The organism is Alcanivorax sp. NBRC 101098 (genome assembly GCF_001010505.1).
In the GTDB taxonomy this organism is placed as follows: domain Bacteria; phylum Pseudomonadota; class Gammaproteobacteria; order Pseudomonadales; family Alcanivoracaceae; genus Alcanivorax; species Alcanivorax borkumensis.
The window spans coordinates 983474-1004637 of sequence record NZ_AP014613.1 but is presented as its reverse complement, the minus strand read 5'-3'; the positions used below and the strand labels follow the sequence as shown (position 1 = coordinate 1004637).

23 protein-coding genes and 2 tRNA genes are annotated in these 21164 nt (G+C 54.9%); 5 read left to right on the top strand and 20 right to left on the bottom strand.

The window, feature by feature from the left end:
- Nucleotides 1-78 precede the first annotated feature (78 nt).
- The 8 genes from AS19_RS04700 to AS19_RS04665 all read right to left on the bottom strand — a co-directional run bounded on the left by AS19_RS04700 (nucleotide 79) and on the right by AS19_RS04665 (nucleotide 8190).
- On the bottom strand, nucleotides 79-1068 hold the full coding sequence (locus AS19_RS04700) for a major capsid protein (RefSeq protein WP_046961760.1): 990 nt from the start codon (nucleotides 1066-1068) through the stop codon (nucleotides 79-81).
- A gap of 125 nt (nucleotides 1069-1193) precedes the next feature.
- Nucleotides 1194-1754, bottom strand: coding sequence for a hypothetical protein (locus tag AS19_RS04695; RefSeq protein ID WP_046961759.1), 561 nt, complete (start codon nucleotides 1752-1754; stop codon nucleotides 1194-1196).
- A 43-nt stretch (nucleotides 1755-1797) separates the two neighbouring features.
- Nucleotides 1798-3201 carry a phage terminase large subunit gene (locus tag AS19_RS04690; RefSeq protein WP_046961758.1) on the bottom strand — a complete coding sequence of 468 codons (1404 nt, stop codon included), beginning with the start codon at nucleotides 3199-3201 and terminating at the stop codon, nucleotides 1798-1800.
- Nucleotides 3191-3595, bottom strand: a complete 405-nt coding sequence (locus tag AS19_RS04685) for a hypothetical protein (RefSeq protein ID WP_046961757.1) — start codon at nucleotides 3593-3595, stop codon at nucleotides 3191-3193. Before AS19_RS04685 ends, AS19_RS04690 begins: the two co-directional genes overlap by 11 nt.
- A 441-nt stretch (nucleotides 3596-4036) precedes the next feature.
- Nucleotides 4037-5158 (bottom strand): helicase RepA family protein, encoded by a 1122-nt coding sequence (locus tag AS19_RS04680; RefSeq protein ID WP_046961756.1) that lies wholly within the window; start codon nucleotides 5156-5158, stop codon nucleotides 4037-4039.
- A 402-nt stretch (nucleotides 5159-5560) separates the two neighbouring features.
- Nucleotides 5561-5806 (bottom strand): hypothetical protein, encoded by a 246-nt coding sequence (locus tag AS19_RS04675; protein WP_144412625.1) that lies wholly within the window; start codon nucleotides 5804-5806, stop codon nucleotides 5561-5563.
- A gap of 110 nt (nucleotides 5807-5916) precedes the next feature.
- On the bottom strand, nucleotides 5917-6120 hold the full coding sequence (locus tag AS19_RS04670) for an AlpA family transcriptional regulator (RefSeq protein ID WP_046961753.1): 204 nt from the start codon (nucleotides 6118-6120) through the stop codon (nucleotides 5917-5919).
- A 774-nt stretch (nucleotides 6121-6894) separates the two neighbouring features.
- Nucleotides 6895-8190 carry a site-specific integrase gene (locus AS19_RS04665; RefSeq protein WP_046961751.1) on the bottom strand — a complete coding sequence of 432 codons (1296 nt, stop codon included), beginning with the start codon at nucleotides 8188-8190 and terminating at the stop codon, nucleotides 6895-6897.
- Between the two features lie 391 nt (nucleotides 8191-8581).
- Between AS19_RS04665 and AS19_RS04660 the strand changes: the two genes are divergently transcribed.
- Nucleotides 8582-10060 carry an AbgT family transporter gene (locus AS19_RS04660; protein ID WP_046961750.1) on the top strand — a complete coding sequence of 493 codons (1479 nt, stop codon included), beginning with the start codon at nucleotides 8582-8584 and terminating at the stop codon, nucleotides 10058-10060.
- A 152-nt stretch (nucleotides 10061-10212) separates the two neighbouring features.
- Here the strand turns inward: AS19_RS04660 and queF are convergent, their stop codons facing one another.
- The 6 genes from queF to AS19_RS04630 all read right to left on the bottom strand — a co-directional run bounded on the left by queF (nucleotide 10213) and on the right by AS19_RS04630 (nucleotide 13904).
- Nucleotides 10213-11037 carry an NADPH-dependent 7-cyano-7-deazaguanine reductase QueF gene (queF, locus tag AS19_RS04655; RefSeq protein WP_011588164.1) on the bottom strand — a complete coding sequence of 275 codons (825 nt, stop codon included), beginning with the start codon at nucleotides 11035-11037 and terminating at the stop codon, nucleotides 10213-10215.
- Nucleotides 11038-11108: 71 nt separating this feature from the next.
- Nucleotides 11109-11882, bottom strand: coding sequence for an ABC transporter permease (locus AS19_RS04650; protein ID WP_011588163.1), 774 nt, complete (start codon nucleotides 11880-11882; stop codon nucleotides 11109-11111).
- Nucleotides 11879-12823 (bottom strand): ABC transporter ATP-binding protein, encoded by a 945-nt coding sequence (locus tag AS19_RS04645; RefSeq protein WP_011588162.1) that lies wholly within the window; start codon nucleotides 12821-12823, stop codon nucleotides 11879-11881. The genes AS19_RS04650 and AS19_RS04645 overlap by 4 nt, the downstream gene beginning before the upstream one ends.
- 38 nt (nucleotides 12824-12861) lie before the next feature.
- A complete protein-coding gene (locus tag AS19_RS04640; protein WP_011588161.1) occupies nucleotides 12862-13533 on the bottom strand; it encodes a histidine phosphatase family protein in 672 nt (223 codons plus the stop codon).
- 185 nt (nucleotides 13534-13718) lie between these two features.
- Nucleotides 13719-13794, bottom strand: a tRNA-Gly gene (locus tag AS19_RS04635).
- Between the two features lie 34 nt (nucleotides 13795-13828).
- Nucleotides 13829-13904: transfer RNA gene (locus AS19_RS04630), tRNA-Glu, on the bottom strand.
- Nucleotides 13905-14285: 381 nt separating this feature from the next.
- Between AS19_RS04630 and AS19_RS04625 the strand changes: the two genes are divergently transcribed.
- Nucleotides 14286-14939 (top strand): glutathione S-transferase family protein, encoded by a 654-nt coding sequence (locus AS19_RS04625; RefSeq protein ID WP_035458626.1) that lies wholly within the window; start codon nucleotides 14286-14288, stop codon nucleotides 14937-14939.
- 223 nt (nucleotides 14940-15162) lie between these two features.
- On the opposite strand, the gene AS19_RS04620 is transcribed toward AS19_RS04625, so the two are convergent.
- The 6 genes from AS19_RS04620 to ccmA form a co-directional block, all read right to left on the bottom strand.
- Nucleotides 15163-16650, bottom strand: a complete 1488-nt coding sequence (locus AS19_RS04620) for a RimK family alpha-L-glutamate ligase (RefSeq protein ID WP_011588159.1) — start codon at nucleotides 16648-16650, stop codon at nucleotides 15163-15165.
- A gap of 120 nt (nucleotides 16651-16770) precedes the next feature.
- Complete coding sequence (gene ccmE / locus AS19_RS04615) at nucleotides 16771-17253, bottom strand: cytochrome c maturation protein CcmE (RefSeq protein ID WP_046961749.1); 483 nt, start codon at nucleotides 17251-17253, stop codon at nucleotides 16771-16773.
- Nucleotides 17237-17491 (bottom strand): heme exporter protein CcmD, encoded by a 255-nt coding sequence (ccmD, locus tag AS19_RS04610; RefSeq protein WP_011588157.1) that lies wholly within the window; start codon nucleotides 17489-17491, stop codon nucleotides 17237-17239. The genes ccmE and ccmD overlap by 17 nt, the downstream gene beginning before the upstream one ends.
- Before the next feature lies 1 nt (nucleotide 17492).
- The gene (gene ccmC / locus AS19_RS04605; protein ID WP_011588156.1) at nucleotides 17493-18251 is read right to left on the bottom strand and encodes a heme ABC transporter permease CcmC; all 759 of its coding nucleotides are present in this window, start codon (nucleotides 18249-18251) and stop codon (nucleotides 17493-17495) included.
- A gap of 51 nt (nucleotides 18252-18302) precedes the next feature.
- A complete protein-coding gene (gene ccmB, locus AS19_RS04600; RefSeq protein WP_011588155.1) occupies nucleotides 18303-18971 on the bottom strand; it encodes a heme exporter protein CcmB in 669 nt (222 codons plus the stop codon).
- The gene (ccmA, locus tag AS19_RS04595; protein WP_011588154.1) at nucleotides 18968-19621 is read right to left on the bottom strand and encodes a cytochrome c biogenesis heme-transporting ATPase CcmA; all 654 of its coding nucleotides are present in this window, start codon (nucleotides 19619-19621) and stop codon (nucleotides 18968-18970) included. Before ccmA ends, ccmB begins: the two co-directional genes overlap by 4 nt.
- Before the next feature lie 107 nt (nucleotides 19622-19728).
- Here ccmA and AS19_RS04590 point away from each other — a divergent pair, with 107 nt between their 5' ends.
- From AS19_RS04590 to AS19_RS04580, 3 genes are read left to right on the top strand one after another with little or no spacing between them, the layout of a single operon-like run.
- Nucleotides 19729-20301 (top strand): lipocalin family protein, encoded by a 573-nt coding sequence (locus AS19_RS04590; RefSeq protein WP_046961748.1) that lies wholly within the window; start codon nucleotides 19729-19731, stop codon nucleotides 20299-20301.
- A complete protein-coding gene (locus AS19_RS04585; RefSeq protein ID WP_035458631.1) occupies nucleotides 20298-20708 on the top strand; it encodes a DUF4279 domain-containing protein in 411 nt (136 codons plus the stop codon). The genes AS19_RS04590 and AS19_RS04585 overlap by 4 nt, the downstream gene beginning before the upstream one ends.
- On the top strand, nucleotides 20692-21159 hold the full coding sequence (locus tag AS19_RS04580) for a CYTH domain-containing protein (RefSeq protein WP_011588151.1): 468 nt from the start codon (nucleotides 20692-20694) through the stop codon (nucleotides 21157-21159). The genes AS19_RS04585 and AS19_RS04580 overlap by 17 nt, the downstream gene beginning before the upstream one ends.
- The last annotated feature ends 5 nt before the right edge of the window (nucleotides 21160-21164 follow it).

Genomic DNA, 21164 nt, shown 5'->3' with positions numbered 1-21164 from the left:
CTGTCGCGGTTATTTTCCCCACCTTAGCAGGGCATGACACTTAACTGGCGGCACTCACGACTTACCCGCCTTCACCCCTTAGATCTTGCTCACCAGAAAAGCCAGCGGTGCGGCCTTGCGCTCAACAACACGACTCCAGTTGGTCGCATCTTCTAACTCTGTCTGAGTCGCCGACTCCCCCACCACCGATGCTTCGTTCCAGCTAAAACCGGCTGGGTGCAAACCGATATTTACCCGGCTATGCAGCACTTGCTGCCCGCCACCGTTGCCGGCGCTGGGTAGGTTCTCGATTTCCGTGCCCTGAGCGACACGGGGCGCCGCTAGAGCAAAGCCAAAGGCGCCAGCTCCGAACAGGGCCGTGGTGTACTTACCTGAATCAACGGGCATTCCATCATCCTGCACGACGGCCAGGCCACGGAATGTCGGCATCATTAGCGAGCCTTCGGACGCTTTCACAAACTCGATCAGATCCGCCTTGAGCGCAGCCCGGTAAACGTCGCCGTGCATCGCAATGCCTGTAACCTCCGACATGGCGTCGCCCATGGTTCCGGCTGCATCAATCACAGCCGCCGCGCTGAACTTGCTAGCCGCGCCAGTTTCGGTGCTAATATCCAGCACCATATCGCCGCTATCGTCTGCCACGTTCCCAGCCATGACACCCGTCAGGCTAGCAACTAACCGCTTTTGCAGTTGGCGCTCCCAGTAGGCTTGGGCGCGTTCTTGAATACGGCTAATTGCGTCCGATCCTGCCAGTTCACTAGCCAGGTTCATTGAAGCCCACGAGTTATGTAGAAATGCCTTGCGCACCACTTGCTTTGTGGTTTGCAGCTTATTCGGGGTCGACGTGATTAACGGGTCATCGTTAATAATGTTTGCTTCATCGTCGCCAAGGTCTAGCCATGCTGGGACAGTGAAGGAGTGAGCGCCTGCGGTGATTTGCGCAGCTATGACGCTGTTTCTCGTCATAATACCGGCCTGCACGAGGACCGTGCTTTGCATGGTGTTTTGTACAATATAATCGGTAAATTTTGACGGCTCGATAATATCCGTCAGGCGTGTAACTGACATAGGAAGTCACCTTAAATTAGGTTAAGTTGATTCCTGATTACCACGGGTATTCTAGGGGTAGGCCACGGGCCTGTAGAGCAGGGATCAAGCACCAGCACAGCCGGTCACCTGATACCCTGAGTATATCAGCGCAGACCAAAGCCCACACCTTTTACATGGCTATTCGTTTTCGACTGGATATTGTGCCCGCTTCCCCCGCCAGTAGCACCGCCGCCACTAGCACGACTCCCTACCAGCATTGACCCCATGCCCGGTATCAGATCCGCCTTGTAAAGCGCGTCTAGCCCATCAGCATCAAAGGCCACGGGCTTTGGCACTTCCTTGCCGGTCGCCTTGTCCTCGCCTGCAACGATCACGGGCGATCCATCCTTGTGGTGCAACATTTCCCGTCCTTCGACGTTCACTACATCAAAGTGGTAATTGATCTCACGCCACAACGGGCCAGCCATCCCATCTACGGCCACTTCTTCGATGAGGGCTTGCCGGGGCTGCATGACCTTAATGTAGTTTAGCTCTTGTGCGGCCTCGTCCCTTTCGTTGTTCGCGGCTTCGACCTGCTCCCTTAGCGCGTCACGCTCTCCCACAGCCTGCTTCTTTTCGCTCAGTATTTGGGCGTTTTTATTGCGCAGCTTTTCGACTTCGGCTTTCAGCTTTTCGACTTCGGTTTGCAGTTCTTCGGTATCCATGGTGTTAGCTCCTAATGGTTGATATGCGCAATTGCGCGGCGTCTCAATAATTCATCCTGAGCGTTGTTGTCACTGCCATTTGAGTAGCCCCCGTGCATCCATAGCGTGATGCGTCGGCAGCATGGTCAGCACTTGTGCTGTCCACGTCCTCGGGGTTGCGCGGGTCGCGTGGTAGGCTAGGCACCGTCTCCCACCAGATCCGGCAATTACGGCTTACATACAGGCCAGGCACGTCAGGCTTCCCAGCGTCCGCCAGTAAACGGCGCATGGTCTGCCATCCTGCAATGCGCGAACCCTTCTTAGCCGGGCTAAAGGTCACGCCAGCCTTGCTAAACTCATCAGAAATAGAACCCGCTTGCCCGCCAGTGCGGTTAAAGATTGCGTCATCAGCAACACCGGTTGCAGGGATCCCCCACCGCTTGCACATATCCGTTATTCTGGCTGCCTGGTCTGGCACGGTTAACCCAATACCGGCGTTTAAGTCGTCGGGGCTGGTCGTTGTCTCTTCATCCACCATGACCATAGAACCACGCGGGTAATAAATGCCATGCGGACATTTTGCACCGGGCGACTCCGCAAATAGGTAGGTGACTGAGGGCGCAGCTACCCCAAAGTCATGCGCCAGATAAAAACGCCACTTGTCCACGGTCTGCCAGCGCGTGCCCAGCTTCGGTAAATGCGGCCATGGCTCAATCATGTTGCGCCGTTCATCCAACACCGAGGCGAAGTAAGCGCCACGCAATACCGACCAATCACCTTCTAGCCATGCTCTGCCTAGTTCGGGATCCGTCGCGCAGGAAGCCATCAAATTCTTGGCGTATCGGTCACGATCAATAAAATTATTGTCGCGGTAGGTGCTGGCGATGGTCACAAAGTCAAAGCCGGTAGCGGGATCCGTGAAGGGCTGCCAAGGCGCTTGTAGTGCATACCGCTTCACAAGCCAGGCATGCCCCACCCCGCCGGGGTTAGCGACGATTACAAAGCGCACAGGGACGCCTACGGGGGCGCGTAACGATGAGCGCAACCGATCCACTAACGCGGGGCTGTTGTATTGGCCGGCTTCATCCACTGCGATATGGGAAAAGGATTTGCCTTGGTATTTACCGAACTCCGTTTCCCGCTCCAACTGGTCTAGCTGGATTGTTGCGCCGTTGGGCAAGGTGAAGCGGTGCTTTTGGCTATCGAAACGTAAGGCGCTGCCGTAAATGCTTCGGTAGTAGGCTAGGAACTCTGCTTCTAGGTCTTGCAGGCCGGGGAATGATTTACGCACCACCAAACATCGGGCATTACTTGCATGCTGTTCACAATGACGCAAGAACAATGCGGCCAATAAAAAAGACTTGCCACCACCGCGCCCCCCTCCTAGAAACAGATCTAGCGACTCCGGAACCGTCATGGCTTGTTGTTGCCATTGGCTCAACTGGTCGGGACGCTGCTCAACTGCCACCGGGCAAGCGCTCCTGCTCTACTTTAACGGCCTTGGCGTACTCAGCCGGATCCATTGCAGCGGGCAGGTTAAACACCACGCTAACGCGCTCTGAATTGCCTTGTGGTTGCTTCTCGCTCATACCGTGCCGAACTGCCAGCAATGTCTGGGCGGCCTTTGTATCCCCGTCTACGGCCTTGTTATAGAGGGCTGCTAGTAGTTGATCCCGCTCGACTGCAAGGGCGTTATCCCATATCTGTTGGGAAGGCTTATGGTTGGCTATGACGTTACGGAACTGGTCTAACGGCATGCCCAGCGCCGTAGCGGCGGCGGACTCGGACAACAAGCCATTATTAGCCATTGCCTCTAGGTGAGTCTTTGCGCCGGCGGGTAGCTTTTCAAATGGTCTGGCCATAGTTAGTGCTCATTAAACCTTGCTAAATGTATGGGTATTGTCTCACTTCGTGCACCTAGTTGATAGGTATAAAGGCAGTAAAAATGCATATTAACTACCAAAGCACCAGTTATTCTATGCTAATGGCGGTTAAATGAACCGCCTACCCCCTTTCCTGCACTGAGCGGAATATAAAGACCGGTAGCATCGGAGTGCTTCTCACCGTGCTCCCAGGGCTTTTAGCCCCCATCTTGGCAAAGCCTTCGCTGCCATACGGGTTGGGTGAAAACCCAAGTACCCCGTAGGGGCAGAAAAACACCCGCACCCAAGCCGCGTACTGCCTGGCTTTGAGCCGGGTGACTTTAGTTTGCCCGGCCACCCGGCCCGAAGCCCCGTCATTACTGGCCATCCACCGGGTGGGTGGCTATGTTTGGGTGGCCACCCGATCACCCGATCACCCGATCACCCGGTGGGCACACTCAAGTCGCCATTAGCGGCCTGAGTAATAGCGCCTTCTTCAATTGCTCGTGCAACGCACCCTCTTAAACTCTGCTCACCCATACCGAAAATGCCTTCCTTTCCAGCATACTGTCGGAACCGATTCGCCCTCTTGTTCCCGTCCTTCACCTTCTTAACGATCAAAGGCAGCGCGTCCTGGTAGCGTTTCTCGGCTCTTTCATCAGCACCCTTGATCACCATCGGGGCTTCCGTCCACTCGAGAGCGCCACCAGTCGTACGGCGCATCCAAAAGGCATCGGTATCGGTGCGGTAATTGGACTTAACGACCTTGAAGCGAACCAGCTTTCGGCACTCGTCATCATCAAGGCCCATTTTTTTCGCCTGCTCAGGATTAGGCACCGCAAGAGTGGCGGCAAATCGCAATGCATCCACAAACGAACTAGCGCCGCGTATATCGTCGGCAGTGTCACCTGTGGATCCCTTGCGGCTATGGTGAGCACATAAGACGGTAACGCCTGTCGCCTGCCTAATCGTTTCTAGCGCCTCCACAAATTTAGTGGCCGCCTCATTGTCGTTTTCATCCCCAGATCGAAACCGACTTACAGGATCGAGGATAATCAGCCGCAAATTCGGCACCCGGCTTGCTGCGTCCAAAATCGCCTGAATCCATCCAGGCCTTTGCGTTATGTTGCCCTCGAGTTTTTCCGTGAGGCGGTTATCCTGCCCAAGCCGCGATACCGGGTAGAAGTTCTCGCCTAGCGCCTTATGCTCCTCGCGCCAGTCTGCCCAGCCGCTCACAGACGCGATAGCGTGAAGCCTGCGGGATAGCTCTTCCTTGTCATCCTCTGCACCGATCATCAGAACGCCGCCGGGGCGCGTCACCGGGCATCCAAAAAACGGGGTTCCAGTAGCTACGGCGGCAGCGGCCTGCATCAAGAAAAACGATTTACCTGTACTGCCTGGGGCAACAATCGCCGCGGCTACCGGTTCAGGGATCAGCCCCTCAATCACAAACCGTTGAGGTACTGGCTTCTGTTGAAGCATCAAGGCAGCGGGCTGCAAATCAATGTAATGCGGGTCAAACGCTTCACATTCACTGATCAGGCCATCTACATCATCATTCATTTAAAAGCCTCCCGATCCGTCGAATACGGTCTTTAGCTAGCGCCTCGCGCTCAGCGTTTACAGGCATCCCATTAGCCGCATCAGACAAAATCAAAACCAACACTGCTCGCTCGTGTTCCCGTTTCGCTTTCAACCGCTCCATTTTCCAATAGGGCAGGCCTGGCTTGTGGTGGCTTCTCATGCTGTCGGGGAAAAGTGAGGCCATGCTCAAACCCACCGCCTCGAGGACGTCAGAGACTGGACAGCCCGCGAAACAATGCACCAGCAAACGGCCGTCCTCGCACTCCTTTATGGATAAAGAGGGGCTTCGATCTTCATGGGCAGGACAACAAGCCATGTAGCGGCCTTTCCCCATGCTTCTAACTTTCTGGAGGCGACCTAATAGCTTATGTGCTGGGGTCATCACTTCCCCCCCCGCATTGCTATCGCATGGCGCAGGCCGTCACGGTGTGCCTGGCTCAAGTGGTAGCGGCCATATTGGCAATACTGTCCGTAGCGGTCTTGGCCCTTGAGGGTTTCGCATTCAATCCACAATCCCAGCTTTCTAAGCCCTCTTACATAGGCCGGCGCATTGGTGGTGCCGATCACTGCATCAAGGTCGCGGCGATTTACTGGTCCTTTCATCAGGACATCAACGGCACGGCGCATGCGTGAGCTGCTTCTCACCTTGTCTAGAATTGCGCTATAATCAGGATGCTTTTTTGGATATTTGGCCTCGATACCGGTTGCCTCCGGTGCGGGGCTTTTTTGTGGGTTTTTCATAGCCCCGCCCACCCCTGCTTTGCTTCCCACGCTTCAATGTCGGAAAGCTTCCAGCGGGTGGATCCGTTGATTTTAACGGGGGCGGGGAATGTCCCGGACTGCGACCAGCGCCAAACTGTGGCGCGGTGAACCTCGAAACGATTGGCTACACTTTTATCTGACAGGAAAGGGGGCTGTTGCCCTTTGGTATAACTTTTCATTGAAAACCACCGTTATCGGTTGATTGCGACACGGTGTATTGAAGACGAGGGAATCCCGGTAGCCGGGCTATCGGGATTTTTGATTACGAAGGACGGCCAGTTTGTTTGTAAAGGTCTTAAAAGTAATACGGCGTTTGCTTCCGTTGTTGGCGATGTATCGAATAAACCACTTGTTCATGTCACTGCCTGGGGTTTGTTCCTCTGGATTCATTCCCCCTCTATCCAAGGCAGAGTAAAACTGTGCCCACAGCTGTATGTTCTGCCCCTCGCGTCCGATTAGCCGCTCCAGGATTGCCTCTACATCGGAATCGGAACGGGACTGTGCAGCTCTCCGGTGTTGAGCCTCACGCTCCGCGTGCCCAATGCTGGCCTCGTATTCCAGGCAGGCGCGGTGCATCCTGCTAAGTAACTTTTCACTGTAGCCGTACATCCGTCCCCGCAACTCCCACACCAGGAAAAGGGCAGCAGCGCGCCACCGGGGTACACGTGAGTCTGTCCACGACTCAATGAACTGGAGCAGCGCACAAACACCAAAGGAGCCGTACATCTCGTCTAAATCCCAGTTAGGGCAGGGTGTCCCGGATGATGTGTACGCTTCCACCAGACAGGGATCATGCGGGCCAGCGACGCCTTGCCAAGCCGGTAAATCCGATAACTCTTGCTTTGCTCGCGTGACCAATACCTTTAGCCGTTGCTGCTTGCCTTCATCGTCCGGGGCGGCTCGCACAACGTGAAACCTACGCTCTAGGGATTCTATATAGCCTTTCTCGCCTATCATGCTGCACCCCCACCAATAGAAACGACTTCCCCGGCCTCTTGGGCCTTCCCGTGGTAGCAATACTGCTCCCAGTCCTGCATCAGTTGCCGGCGCTTATCAATCAGCCCTGAGCGGGCGTAGGCGGCGCGTGTGGCGTCGCTGTTAACGTGGGCAAGGGCAAGCTCTGAAACCTCGTCCGCGTAGGCTGTGCGCTCTCTGGCCCAATCCTTAAAGGTAGACCGGAAACCGTGCGCGGTAACAGGCTGATCCATGCGCTTGAGCAGGGCAGATAGAAAATTATTGGATGGTATAGCGCCATTACCGCCAGCAAATACCATTGCATCCGGTGCACCGGGTTTCATGTTTTTCAGCAGATCCACAGCAGCTTCGGTTAACGGCACCTTGTGTTGTTTGCCCGATTTCATGCGCCCGGCGGGCACTGTCCAGACTTTGGCCTTTAGGTCGATCTCCTGCCAGGTTATGCCCAGCTTTCCTATACGCTTATCCCCAATAACTTCATTGGTACGGGCAGCGGTGAGAATCAGAAACTCCAGGGCACGGGCGGCGGTGCCGGTACGCTTTTGCAGATCCGTCATAAACTCCGGTATGGCATCCACTGCAAGCGCGGCGTGGTGCCCCCTCTTTTTTATCTTTCCGGGCGCAGGGTAAACCTTGTCAAGATACCCCTTCCACTTCGCGGGATTCTCGTTTGATCGGTAGTCGTGAGTAGCGCACCACCCCAATATGGTTTCCATCCGAGAACGAACGCGGTTAGCCGTCTCTGTTTTCGTCTGCCAGATAGGATCTAGAACCGCTTTAATATGGCCTAGCTCAATATCGCGAACCGGGATCTTGCCAATGTGGGGCAGAGCGTAGGTGGTAAGGCTGTTGGTCCACTGTTGTGCTTGGCGCGGGTTCTTCCATTCCGTTGACTTCATGCCAATGTAATCAGCCATCGCATCGGCGAAGGTCTTGGTACTCAACCGAGCGGCTAACAGTTCGCGGCGCACGGCCTGCCGCTCCTCTATGGGGTCTATACCTTCCGCAATCTTATCTCTGACTACGCGGGCCTTATCCCTAGCTTGGGCCAGTGTCACATCAGGGAAGCCACCAAGACCAACAGAACGACGTTGGCCGGCAATGCGCGTGCGGTATACCCACGATTTGGCACCGCTCGGAGTGACCTGCAGCAGCAGGCCGGCCACGCCACCGACTGAGTGAAGGCCGTTGTATTCCTTGCCGGTTGTCTTGCTTATTGAGTGCGTCAGCCGCCTGACTTCAGTGGCGCTCAACTCTCTCACTTTGATTGGCATTATTGCCGCTCCTATGGTGCTTCCTACCTATCCAAAACGATATTATTGAACACTAAAGCATGTGACAGCATGCTGCAAGGTTGATAGGTAACACCAAGGAAAAACAAGAACTTAAAGAAAAAAAGGCAATATTATCAATGCCTTACACTTACTCTTGGCGGCCTCCCTCACCGCCAAATATAAAAAAGCCCCGCAAACGTGGGGCTTTTTTTATTCCTCTCTGCTCCCCGTAACCCGCTACAAAATCAGCTTAAATGCTGCCAATCAACGCCAAAGGCATGTTTCGAATATAACGTGAGGCACGTGGGTATCGAACTTGCGGCCTGCTATTACTTGCCCGCCATTCGACCCACTCGCTACAGTAGAGGATACACTTCAAGGAAATACATCCATGACCCGCACCCATGGCTGGCTGGCTCGACTGGAGCAACTGGGCAATCGATTGCCCCACCCCACGCTGTTGTTTGTCTGGTTTTGCTTGCTACTGCTGCCTCTTACTGCCGTGCTGGGCGCACTGGATGTGACCGCCACCCACCCGCTCACCGATGAAACCATTACCGCCCATTCCTTGCTGGATGCAGACGGCCTGCGTTATCTGTTCACAACCCTCGTGGGTAATTTTACCGGCTTTGCCCCTCTTGGCGTGGTGCTGGTCGCCATGCTAGGCCTAGGCGTGGCAGAGCAGTCCGGCCTACTGTCCGTTAGTCTGGCCAGCTTAGTACGACGCGCTTCCGGCGGCGCTCTGGTATTCACCGTTGCCTTTGCCGGGGTACTCTCCAGTTTGACCGTGGACGCCGGTTACGTAGTGCTGATACCGCTGGCAGGACTGGTGTTTCAGCTGGCCGGCCGCCCCCCCATCGCCGGTATCGCCACCGCCTTTGCCGCAGTTTCTGGCGGCTTCAGCGCGAACTTACTGGTCGGCCCGGTGGACGCCACGCTCGCAGGGCTCTCGACAGAAGCGGCACACATCATCGACCCGGACCGCACGGTGGCGGCCACCGGCAACTACTGGTTTATCATCGCCTCCACCTTTCTGGTGACCGGGCTGGTCACTCTAATCACTCGCACGCTCACCGAACCCCGGCTGGCCCACGCCAATACCGTGGCTGACGCATCAGTGGACGCGCCGCAAATCCATTCCCGCGCCATGAAGTGGACCGGCCTGACACTGGCAATGCTACTGGCAGGGCTAGCGCTACTGGTATTGCCAAACAATGCACCACTGCGCCACCCGGATACCGGCAGCGTGCTGGGCTCGCCGTTTATTCATGGTCTGGTGGTCATCGTGGCGTTGATTGCCGGCATCTGCGGTGCGGTTTATGGCAGGGTCAGCGGACAGTTTCGCAACAGTGGAGCGGTTATCACTGCCATGGAAGTGACCATGGCGTCCATGGCCGGCTACCTGGTATTGATGTTCTTCGCCGCGCAATTTGTTGCCTGGTTTAACTACAGCCAGCTGGGCCTGCTATTAGCTGTGAAAGGCGCCGCCTGGCTCGGTGCACTGACCGTGCCCAAGGTGGTTCTGTTATTACTGTTTGTGGTGCTCACCGCACTGATCAATCTGATGATCGGCAGCGCCTCGGCCAAGTGGTCGATCCTTGCGCCGGTCTTTATTCCCATGCTGATGTTACTGGGCATTTCTCCCGAGGCCAGCCAGGCGGCCTATCGAGTGGGCGACTCCAGTACCAATATCATCACTCCACTGATGCCCTATTTTGTGCTGGTGCTGGGTTTCGCTCGCCGCTATCAGCCAGAGACGGGCATCGGCACCCTCATTGCACTGATGCTGCCCTACAGCCTGACATTACTACTGGGATGGTCGGTATTATTGGGGGTGTGGATTGGGTTTGGCTGGCCTTTGGGGCCTTGAGTTAAAAGTGAAGGTTGAAACGCGTGGCAACTTACTCGAATTAGAACGTTAAGAAACCGTACCTCCAGCCATACTAGACAGAAGGCGGCAACAAGATAACGCCAATGACACGAAGGTAAACAGCAAAACCACAAACCCGCCGCTACTTTCCCTTACTGGCGAATAGTGCGACGGTTCGGTAATGGCTGCTCACTGTTTGAGCGGAACGGATTGATATCAATTCCACCACGCCGGGTAAAACGACCGTAAACGGTCAGGTGGCGAGGCGAACATTGCGTCATCAGATCGACAAACATTTGTTCAATAATCTGCTCGTGAAAGCCCTGATGATTTCGCAGCGATACCACATAGCGCAAAAAGCTGGCCGGGCTGATAGCACGACCGGTGTAACGAACGACCACTGTCGCCCAGTCTGGCTGATCGGTAACCGGACAATGGCTGCGCAACAAATGAGAATACAACTGGCCAGTTTGTTCGGGGCCCTGATCGCATAACAGCAAATCAGGCCGGTACTCGTAATGCTCGAAATTCAGATCTATATTGTCCACGCAATCGCCGCGATCTTCCCACACAGGGAAACCCGCCGACTCCTGCAGCGAAAACAGTAATACCTCAATGTTGCCCCCTGCTGTTTGTGCCACATCTTTCTCAATAGCAGCACGCACCGCATCGCGGCTTTGAAAGCGAGTATTGGCAAACGAATTCAAATACAGCTTTAAGGACTTGGACTCAACAATGTTCGGGGTTGTGCACGGAACACGCAGCTCGCACATGGCCACAATGGGCTTGCCCTTTTCATTGAGCCAGGACAATTCGTAGGCATTCCAAATATCCGAGCCGTGAAAAGGCAGTGTGGCACTTTCCAGCTCCAGGCCCTCGCGCGCGTCCCAGCGCGGCACCGGACACAACAGCGAAGGCATGTATTGATCAACATACTCACTGGAACGACCCAGCGGCGTTTCTTTAAGATAACTCATGATAACCTCTTGGTAGCCCCCACCATGGGTCGTCGGCAATGGTTAAAGATAACCGGATTCAAGCCAATTGGTTAGTGCCGAATACCGGTACCACGATGCAATAACCATAGTGCGAATAGATAGAAAGCGATCACGAACACCAGAATTGCTGCCAATGAAGCGTACACATTCACATCACTCACGCCCAACACGCCATAACGAAAAGCATTAACCATATACACGATCGGGTTCGCCAGGCTCACGGTACGCCAAAACTCGGGCAATAGATCGATGGAATAAAACACCCCGCCCAGGTAAGTCAGAGGCGTTAGGATAAAGGTGGGGACAATGGATATATCATCAAACTTAGTGGCAAAAACCGCATTGATGAACCCCCCCAGCGCAAACAACGCTGCAGTGAGCACCACCACCGTCACCGTAATAGCCATGTGCTGCATGGAAAGATGGGTAAAAAAGAGGCTCAACACGCTGACAATTAGCCCTACCAGCATGCCACGCACCATGCCGCCGACAATATAGCCATTGAGGATCACATGGGACGGCATCGGCGACACCAACATTTCCTCAATGGAATGCTGGAACTTGGTGGAAAAGAACGAGCTCACTACATTGCCATAACTATTCTGGATCACACTCATCATGATCAAGCCCGGCACGATATATTGCATGTAATCGAAGCCTCCCATGTCACCAATACGGCTACCGATGAGATTGCCAAAAATCACAAAATATAGGGTCATGGTGATCGCAGGGGGCAACAAAGTCTGCGGCCAGATACGGGTAAAACGACGAATTTCTTTCGTTACCAGTGTGAGGAATGCAATCCACTGCTCGCGTGCATTCATGACGCCCTCCCCCCTGGCAGGTTCTGCTCAACCAATCGAACAAACAATTCTTCCAACCGGTTCGCCTTATTACGCATGCTCATTACTTCAAAGTTTTGCCTAGCCAATTCCGCAAACAGCGTATTCAGGCTTTCGCTTTTCGGCACCGCCACCTCCAGGGTTTTGGCATCACGCAGCGACACTTCAAAACCGTCCAGCTGTGGGGCCTGCGTAACGGGCCGAGCCAGATCAAGAATAAAAGTTTCTACCTGCAATTGTTCCAATAGAGATTTCATGTCGGTGTTTTCGGCGATGACACCATGATCAATAATGGCGATATGCCGACACAAGGATTCCGCTTCTTCCAGGTAATGCGTGGTCAGAATGATCGTTTTACCTTGCTCATTCAGCTTAGTGAGAAAATCCCACATAGATCGGCGCAGTTCGATGTCTACACCTGCGGTGGGTTCGTCCAGAATCAACAACTCCGGCTCGTGAACCAGGGCACGGGCAATCATTAAACGGCGCTTCATGCCCCCCGAAAGAGTACGAGATTGCTTATCGCGCTTGTCCCACAAGCCCAGTTGGCGCAAATACTTTTCTGCCCGCTCCCGGGCCAACGGGCCAGGAATACCGTAGAACCCGGCCTGGGTCACCACAATATCGAACACTTTCTCGAACTGGTTGAAATTGAATTCCTGAGGCACTACGCCGATCTGCTTCTTGGCCAGAGAGCGCTGAGTATCCAGGGAGTAGCCAAAAATACTCACATCGCCGTCGGACTTATTCACCAGAGAGCTGATCACGCCAATAGTGGTGGATTTACCAGCGCCATTGGGGCCTAGCAAGGCAAAGAAATCGCCCTTCTTCACCTCAAGATCAATCCCTTTAAGCGCTTGCACGCCATTGGCATAGGTTTTGGTCAAATTGCGAATTGTCAGTGCGGACAAGGCACACCTCATGAGAAATCGGTAAACGGAGAAAAAGGCTGTCAGCGTGGTCAGTTACCCAACGCACGGTGTCCGTGATCACCACGCCACACCCAGTGAAGTTGGCCTCCACTGAACCACAGCCACAGACCTTCCATCATCCAGGGCCAGTCGTCTTCGGTAATACGCCGATGCCCGTGCAGCTCCGCCACCAGCACAGCAAGAATGGTGTCATGGGTCACGTGCACATTAAGGTGGCCGGGCGCCGGTTCACGCTCGCCTAGATAACGCGCCAGCTTTGCGCGTCCCTCTGCCGGCGACAGCATGCCATCGAAGGGTTGCTGCAGGTGCCGATTAATGAATTTAAACGCGCCCATTTTCAAGAACGTAGGGCCAACCTGATTTAGGTCTTCTACATAGCAGCCCGGCTCCACCAAAGTGGTATCTGTGGTGATCTCGGGAATCGCCTCAAGCAGCCCAGCTTTGCGAGCACCTTCAGCCATGGCTTTAGCGGTGTTCACACAACGCCCCACCGGACTCGAAAAGAACGCATCCACCGGGCGCGCCAACCGGCCACCCCATTCGCGCGCCATATCAATGCCTTCCGGCGTCAGAGGCAACCGATAGTCCGCAAAACCGTTTTTGGCCAATTCACGCACGGAGTGGCGCGTCAGCAAATGAACGGGTTTGTCCTGCGGCAACAGGTTGAGGGCTTCCAGCAATCGCGGGTGTAGGCGCGCCATAGTCTCTTCACTTTCGGTGAAGCCTTAGTGTACGGAGCGCCGTAGCGAAAGCAAACCATGAGAATGAATTTCGCAATACACGGGCAAGTCAGCGAAGAAGCTCGCAGGTTACATAGAAGGAATCGATGAAGACACAACCACAAGCACCAATAAAAAAAGGGACCCGTTTGGGTCCCTTTTTTATTTGGAGCGGGAAACGAGATTCGAACTCGCGACCCCGACCTTGGCAAGGTCGTGCTCTACCAACTGAGCTATTCCCGCTTAACTGCTTGCCAGCTAACTACTAGCGAATTAGTGGCGTCCCCTAGGGGAGTCGAACCCCTGTTACCGCCGTGAAAGGGCGGTGTCCTGGGCCACTAGACGAAGGGGACCCGGGCTTGACGTGGTACGTCAAAGCGGCGCGTAGAATAGGTATCTGCCGGGCAATCGTCAAGAAAAAAATTTTCACTAACCGCCATTGACCCAAAAAAATCATGCTGCTCTAGTAGGAAGCCTAGCGCTGGACCTATATAAACCACACCGGAGTTTGCTACTTTAACGTGAAAAGAGTGCTATCAGGTCGTGTTTGCGGATTATGACGTGTGATCATCTACATCAACAAAAGTACCCGCAGGCTGGCGTCATAAGAGCAAACGCTTCAGATTATCGGCTGAAGCGTGCAAAGAACTCTGAGCAGCCTGTTTAAGCGCGCTATAACAACCATGCCAATTCCACCAAATTGGCAAAATATATTCATTTATCGGGAGAAACGCATGTCCATCAAGCTGTACGGGGCCGCCCTGTCACCGTTCGTCCGCAAAACCCGGGTCGCCCTCGCGCTGAAAGGGATCGAATTCGAATCCGTTCATATCGACCCCAACGCCCCCCCGGAGGGCTACGAAAAAATTAGCCCCATGAAGCGTATCCCTGCACTGGAAGTAGATGGTCAATTCCTGGCTGACTCTGCCGCCATTTGCGCTTGGATGGAAAAAGTCCACCCGGAACCTGCGCTTTACCCAAGCGATGCCATGGAAATGGGGCAAGTCATCTGGCTAGAACGCTTTATTGATTACGATCTTGCCATGCGCTGTACCTTTGCAGTATTCCGTAATCGCGTACTTATGCCCCTACTGGGCAAAGAATGTGACGAAGAAAAAGTCCAGCATGCGCTAAGCACGACTATCCCTCCCCTGTTTGTCTATCTGGAAAAGACACTGGAAGGTCGGGAGTTTCTAGTGGGCGACAACATGACCGTGGCTGACATTGCGCTAGCAAGCCAAATGGTGAACTTTCATCATGCTGGCGAACAGCTGGATGCCACCACTTATCCCAATCTGGCCGCACATATCAAACGCATGCACGCGCTGCCGCCCTTCGTCCAAACCATTGAGAAAGAGTCTGGCTTCATCCAAAAAGTTCTTGGGTAAAGCGACTGGATAGCCTTGCGCGAAAGCGTGCGGCTCCTTGCTCAGAGGCCGCGATCATAGAGTGGATGCGGCCTCTGACGTTTTGAATACTGCAGCGCACCAGTGAGCTTGGACAGAGCGCCTTAGAGTCTTTCTGCTGCTGCGCACTTGAGGCCACGTCATTCAGGCCTTCCTGCCTAGCTCGCTCTCATTATTACGCTTTATCAACAGGCAACCAGCCCCTTCACATTGGCAAACCGATTCGCTTGGCCTCCAAACGCCGCAAAAATTCCAGCATCACTTGCCGATACAAGTCTTCGCCTAGCCAGGCATCTTCCACCCCGGCATCAATATTGGGGTTATCGTTGACTTCAATCACGACCACCTCCTCACCGGACTGTTTCAAATCCACCCCATAGAGGCCATTACCCATGAGCTTAGCGGCCTTCAAGGCGGCTTTTAGTACCTTGGGGGGCACCTCCTGCACCGGCAGGGTACGACTGTTACCCGACGCGGTTTTGCCGCTGCTCTGGTGATGATAAATCTGCCAGTGGCCCTTGCTCATAAAATACTGGCAGGCAAACAACGGCCGATGATTGAGCACCCCAATGCGCCAGTCGTAATCGGTGTACATGAAGGCCTGGGCCAACACCACAGAGGATTGCTTAAGGTAACCTCGCAAGGCCTCCGTCAACGCTTCGCGGGTCGCGACTTTGCTAATGCCTCGAGAAAAACTGCCGTCCGGAATTTTCAGCACCATGGGTAGATTCAATTCTGCAATCAGCGAGTCAATCTGGGCATCATCGTCACTGAACACAAACGCCGTCGGAGGCACCGGCACATTGTTGGCCTGCATCAACTCCGCCAGATAAATCTTGTTGGTACAACGCAGGATGGAACCGGGATCATCCATTACCACCATCCCTTCCTGCTCCGCCTTGCGGGCGAACTGGTATGTGTGATGATCCAGTGCGGTGGTCTCACGAATAAACAGGCCATCGTATTCACCCAAACGCGTATAGGCGTCACGGCCGATCAGATCCACCTTGATACCCAGTTGCCTACCAGCACGAACAAACCGCTTTAGGGCCATCTTGTTGCTGGGCGGCAGAACCTCTTCCTCGTTAACCAACATCGCCAGCTCGTAGCGATCACTGCGACGACGACGGGGATTACGCCACACCCGGGCATTAAACTGCTCAAGAGCACGGGCAAACGCATCCTCCTGCGCCCCTTGCAGCTGCTTCAAGGTCAGCGGCTTCAGCGCCTCAATACCCCAGTGTTCCCGGCGGCGGAAATCCACCTTTAGCAACGGGCACGGTAACTGGTCGAAAATCTGCCGGCCCAGGTCAATTAGGCCTTCCTGTTCGGTATGACCGAAAAACAACAGCAGGCTAAAATGATCATTGCTACCGCCCTTGTGTTTCATCGCCTTATCCAGCGCGGCCTCGAACTGACCGAAGTGCAGCCCATAGAGCGCTTTGCGACTCAAGTCATTCACCGTGCGCACAGACGGCAATACTCGCTGACCACGGGCTTCCGCCAGCAACGAACAGTAGTACCCCGGGCTCAAATACTTATAGCTGCGGCACAGGTTGATCACCTGCACCTTTTTGTCGGTACACACCGGCTGCTGCGCTTGTAGGTAGTCCTTGGCAGAAAGTAGATGACGGGCAGGATAGTAGGCGGCCCAGTCAGCGGGGTCGTCTACCAGGATGATGGCCTGACTCATGAAAAGCCCTAGAACGGTGGCCCCCCGAACGGGGTCCGATAAAGGCGAATGTAGGGCCGAAACCAGGCGTTGAGCAAGAGAAATTTACCGGCTGCCGCCAGCCGGCTTCTCGACTACCCGCTAGTAAGCTGGCCCGCTTTGCTGCTGAGCCTTGCCTTCTGGTTTTTGGGCACCCGGATGACCCGCTTTTTCCAGCGCATCCTGTACCTCCGGTGGCATATAAGTTTCATCATGCTTGGCCAGAACTTCCTCGGCTTCAAAGCGGGTCTGGCTGATCAGCGTGCCGTTGGCAACAATACCCTGCCCTTCGCGGAACAGGTCCGGCAGTATCCCTTGATAGTGCACGGTGAAGCGTCCCTTGCCATCAGTGAGCACAAAGGTCACGTCCAATGTTTCCGGGTTACGGATAACGGTACCCGGTTCCACTAAACCGCCCACGCGCATCTGGGCATCCAGCGGAGCCTCCCCTGCAGCAATTTGCTGAGGGGTATAGAACAGGTTGATGTTTTGGCGCAGCGCATAAAACATCAGGGCACAGGCAACCCCCAAGCCAGCCAAAACGGCGAGTACCACCAAAAGACGCTGCTTACGTACCGGATTCATCGTTTACCTCAGGCGTTTGCTTACTGGATTGCTGTCGACTCGCCGTGTCTTGAGCTTGTTGCTTAGCAATGTCCTCAAGACGCCATTGCCGCGCCAGCGTTTGACGCACTTGTCGCTTACCGCGCAGCGCCAGCAGCATGCTGGCAATCATCAGAAACGCACTGATTCCATAGGCGCTCCAAACATAAAAACCGTGTTTTCCCATGGCGATGAAATCGGCAATGCTATCGAAATACATGCTATTGCCCTCCATCCTTCATCAGCTTGCGCACCCACTTGCTGCGCCGCTCTCGCCATACTACTTCGGTACGCGCACGCACCATTACATTGACCGCATATAGCAGCCAAGTTCCCAGCATGCTGATTAACAGCGGATATTTCATGGCCGGGTTAATCGTGGATTCCCCTAACAGCTTCAGGGTCGAGCCCTGATGCAGGGTCTGCACCCATTCCACCGAATATTTCACGATCACCACATTGATCACCCCCACCATGGCCAGCAAGCCAGCGGCGCGGGCTGCCTGGCGAGGATCGCGGATCACGTTTTGCAGGGCAATCACGCCCACATACATGAACAGTAAAATCAGCATGGAGGTCATCCGAGCATCCCACTGCCAGTAGGTGCCCCAGGTAGGCTTCCCCCACAGTGCACCGGTGGCCAAGGAGATTGCCGCCAACACAGCCCCGAAAGGGGCAATGGCTTTCATCATTACTTCGGCCATTTTCATCCGCCACACCACAGCAACCAACCCCGCAACGCCCATGGCCACATACCCCATCAGAGCACCACTGGAAGCCGGCACATGAATAAAAATAATTCGGTAGCTGTTGCCCTGCTGATAATCACTGGGGGCAAACGCTAACCCCCAGACAATGCCCACAGTAAACACCAGCAACGCAATGGGCGTGAGCCATGGCAGCAGCGCAGAACTGAACCTGTAGAAATAGCGCGGCGAACCGAGCATGTGATACCAGCGTTTTATTGTTTGCCAAACCATGCAGACACCTACTTTCAATACCGCCCGCTTTCCCGTCGGATAGCGGCGCGCTTAATTCCCTGAGCTGATTTTTAGGCCGGCAGCCACCGCCAACGGGCCTAAGCTAATGGTCAGCGCCAGCAAGGCCCCGAGAATAGCCAGAATGCCATTCACTGCACCGCCATCCACAGCGGCACTCACCGCCCCGGCGCCAAAAATCAGTACCGGGATATACAAGGGCAGCACCAGCACCGCCAACAGAATACCGCCCCGATTCAACCCCACCGTAAGCGCTGCACCAATAGCACCAATAATGGTCAGTGCTGGCGTGCCCAACAATAAACTCAGCACCACCGTAGCCAGCACCCCATTGGGCAGCTGCAGCATATGCGCCAGCACCGGTGAAATCAGTACCAACGGCAAGCCAGTGAGTAACCAATGAGCCAGCAGCTTGGCGCTCACCGGCACCACGGCCATCACCGGGGCTGTGAGCAACAACTCCAACACACCACTTTCCTGGTCGCGGCGGAACAACCCATCCAGCGATAACATCACCGCCAACAACGCGGCCACCCAAAGCACCCCGGGGGCCACCAGCGCCAATAATTCCGGTTTCGGGGAAATCGCCAACGGAAACAGGCTGATCACCATGACAAAGAAAAACAACGGATTGATGATTTCTGCCGGGCTACGCCACAGCACCAGCAACTCACGGGACAGCGCCGCGCGAAACACGCTCATACCCGCCCCCCTTCCGTCACTTCTGCCTGCCCGTGGGCCAGATGTAATCGCCGCACGCCATCGCCGACCTGGTGGTGAGAGGTATAAATCACCAAGGTGCCCGCTTCAGCCGCCTGCTGGATTTGCTGGTCCAGCGCCGCCACCCCATCTTGATCGATGGCAGTATAGGGCTCATCGAGCACCCACACGGCTTTACGGTCTAGCCACAGACGCGCCAAGGCAATGCGACGCTTTTGCCCAGCAGACAGGTGTGCCGCCGGCACCTCCTCAAAACCTTGCAGCCCCACGGCAGCCAGCGCCGCCATGGGGTCTCCCCCCTGCTGGCTTAACGCACAAGCGTAACGCAGATTTTCCAGTGGATTTAGCTCTTCACGTACCCCAGGCTCATGCCCCAAGTACAGTAATTGCTGCTGCCACTGAGGCTGCCACCACTGGCGCTCACCCTCATAGAAGCCATGGAGCCCCACCAGAATCCGCAACAGCGTGGTCTTACCTGCCCCGTTGGCCCCGGTAATCTGCCAGATTTCACCAGCCGATGCGGTGAAACTCAAACCACTGAACAACAGCCGATCATCGCGCTCGCAGCTGAGCTGCTCAAGCACCAAGCGGGTGGCGGGTTCGGCGTCAGAATGGGTGGCTGGCTGGCTCAAATCGGGCTCCCTAAAACAGCGCAGCAGTATAGCACGACAGTTCAAAACGGGCTTGCTCGACGCTAATAAGCCGATCTAGGCTGTAAGCCTTAACATGGGAGAAAAAGATGTTCATGCCTCACACTGTCCGCACCACTCGCCTGCTGGCCATCTTGCTCGTCAGCGGGCTGCTTTGCGCCTGTGGGGGCGACAAACCCCTGGCCACGGTGGGTCAAGTCGACTTACAACGTTATACCGGCACCTGGTATGAAATTGCCCGTTTGCCACAATGGTTTCAGCGCGGCTGTTACGATTCCACCGCCACCTACAGCGCCAATGACGACGGCACCCTTAAAATAGTGAACCGCTGCCAACGCGAAGGCGACGAGAGCCGTGAAGCCGTGGGCACGGCACGGGTTGTCCCCAATACCGGCAATGCCAAATTGAAAGTGCGCTTTGATAACTGGGTATCGAAATTGATCCCCACCATTACCGAAGGCAACTACTGGATTATTGCTCTGGATAAGGACTACCAGACCGTGGTGATAGGAGAACCCAGCCGCAAATATCTGTGGATACTCGCGCGCCAGCCGGAGCTGGGCGATGACCAGTATCAGGCACTGTTACAGCTGGCCAAGACTAAAGGCTTCCCCGTAGATCAACTGGAACGTAACCGTGACCTGCGGCCCAGTAAGCAATGAGCGAGCACCACGTCTACTTCGCCATTTTCAATTTTGATCACGATCCGGCCCAGTTGGATGTACTAATGGGGCAAAGTGCTGACGATTACTGGCGTAAAGGAGAAAGTTTCAGCGACGCTAACCCCGAAGCCAAGCACCGTCAGAACCGCTGGATTGTGTCCAGCCAACTAGACCAGAACGCTAGTCACCGGGATCATTTCGAAAAGCTGCTGCTCAAGCTGCAACGCCTCAGCGTACCTCTGAATAACCTGCCTGCGGACTACCGCTTTGGCATCGGAGTATCGCAATACTTCTTCATGGACGATCCTTCTTTTTACCTCCCCACCGAGATCCTCAACGGTTTTCAGGCCCTCGGATTCAACATCAGTTTTGACCAACTGGGACTAGACCATGGCACTGGAAATTGAACGCAAGTTTCTTGTTCGCGACCTCAGCATCACCGACTCCCTCGCAGGAGAGCGATTAACACAGGGTTATTTAAGCCACGACAAGAACGCCACCGTGCGAGTGCGCACCACTGGCGACACGGCCTGGTTGACCATCAAAGGAAAAACCGTGGGCGCGACCCGCAGTGAGTTTGAATACGCTATTCCACTGGCTGACGCCCAGCAGATGCTGGCCGAATTGTGTGGCGCCGGCGTCATCGACAAGACCCGCTATCGATTGCCTCAAGGGGAGCTGTGCTGGGAAATCGATGTGTTTCACGGTGATAATGAGGGTTTAATCGTTGCAGAAATCGAGCTCCCCAGTGAAAAAACGTCCTTTGAAAAACCGGCTTGGCTGGGGGAAGAAGTCACGGGAGAAACGCGCTATTACAACAGCGCATTAAGCACCAAACCTTATAAAAGCTGGCCGTAACCACC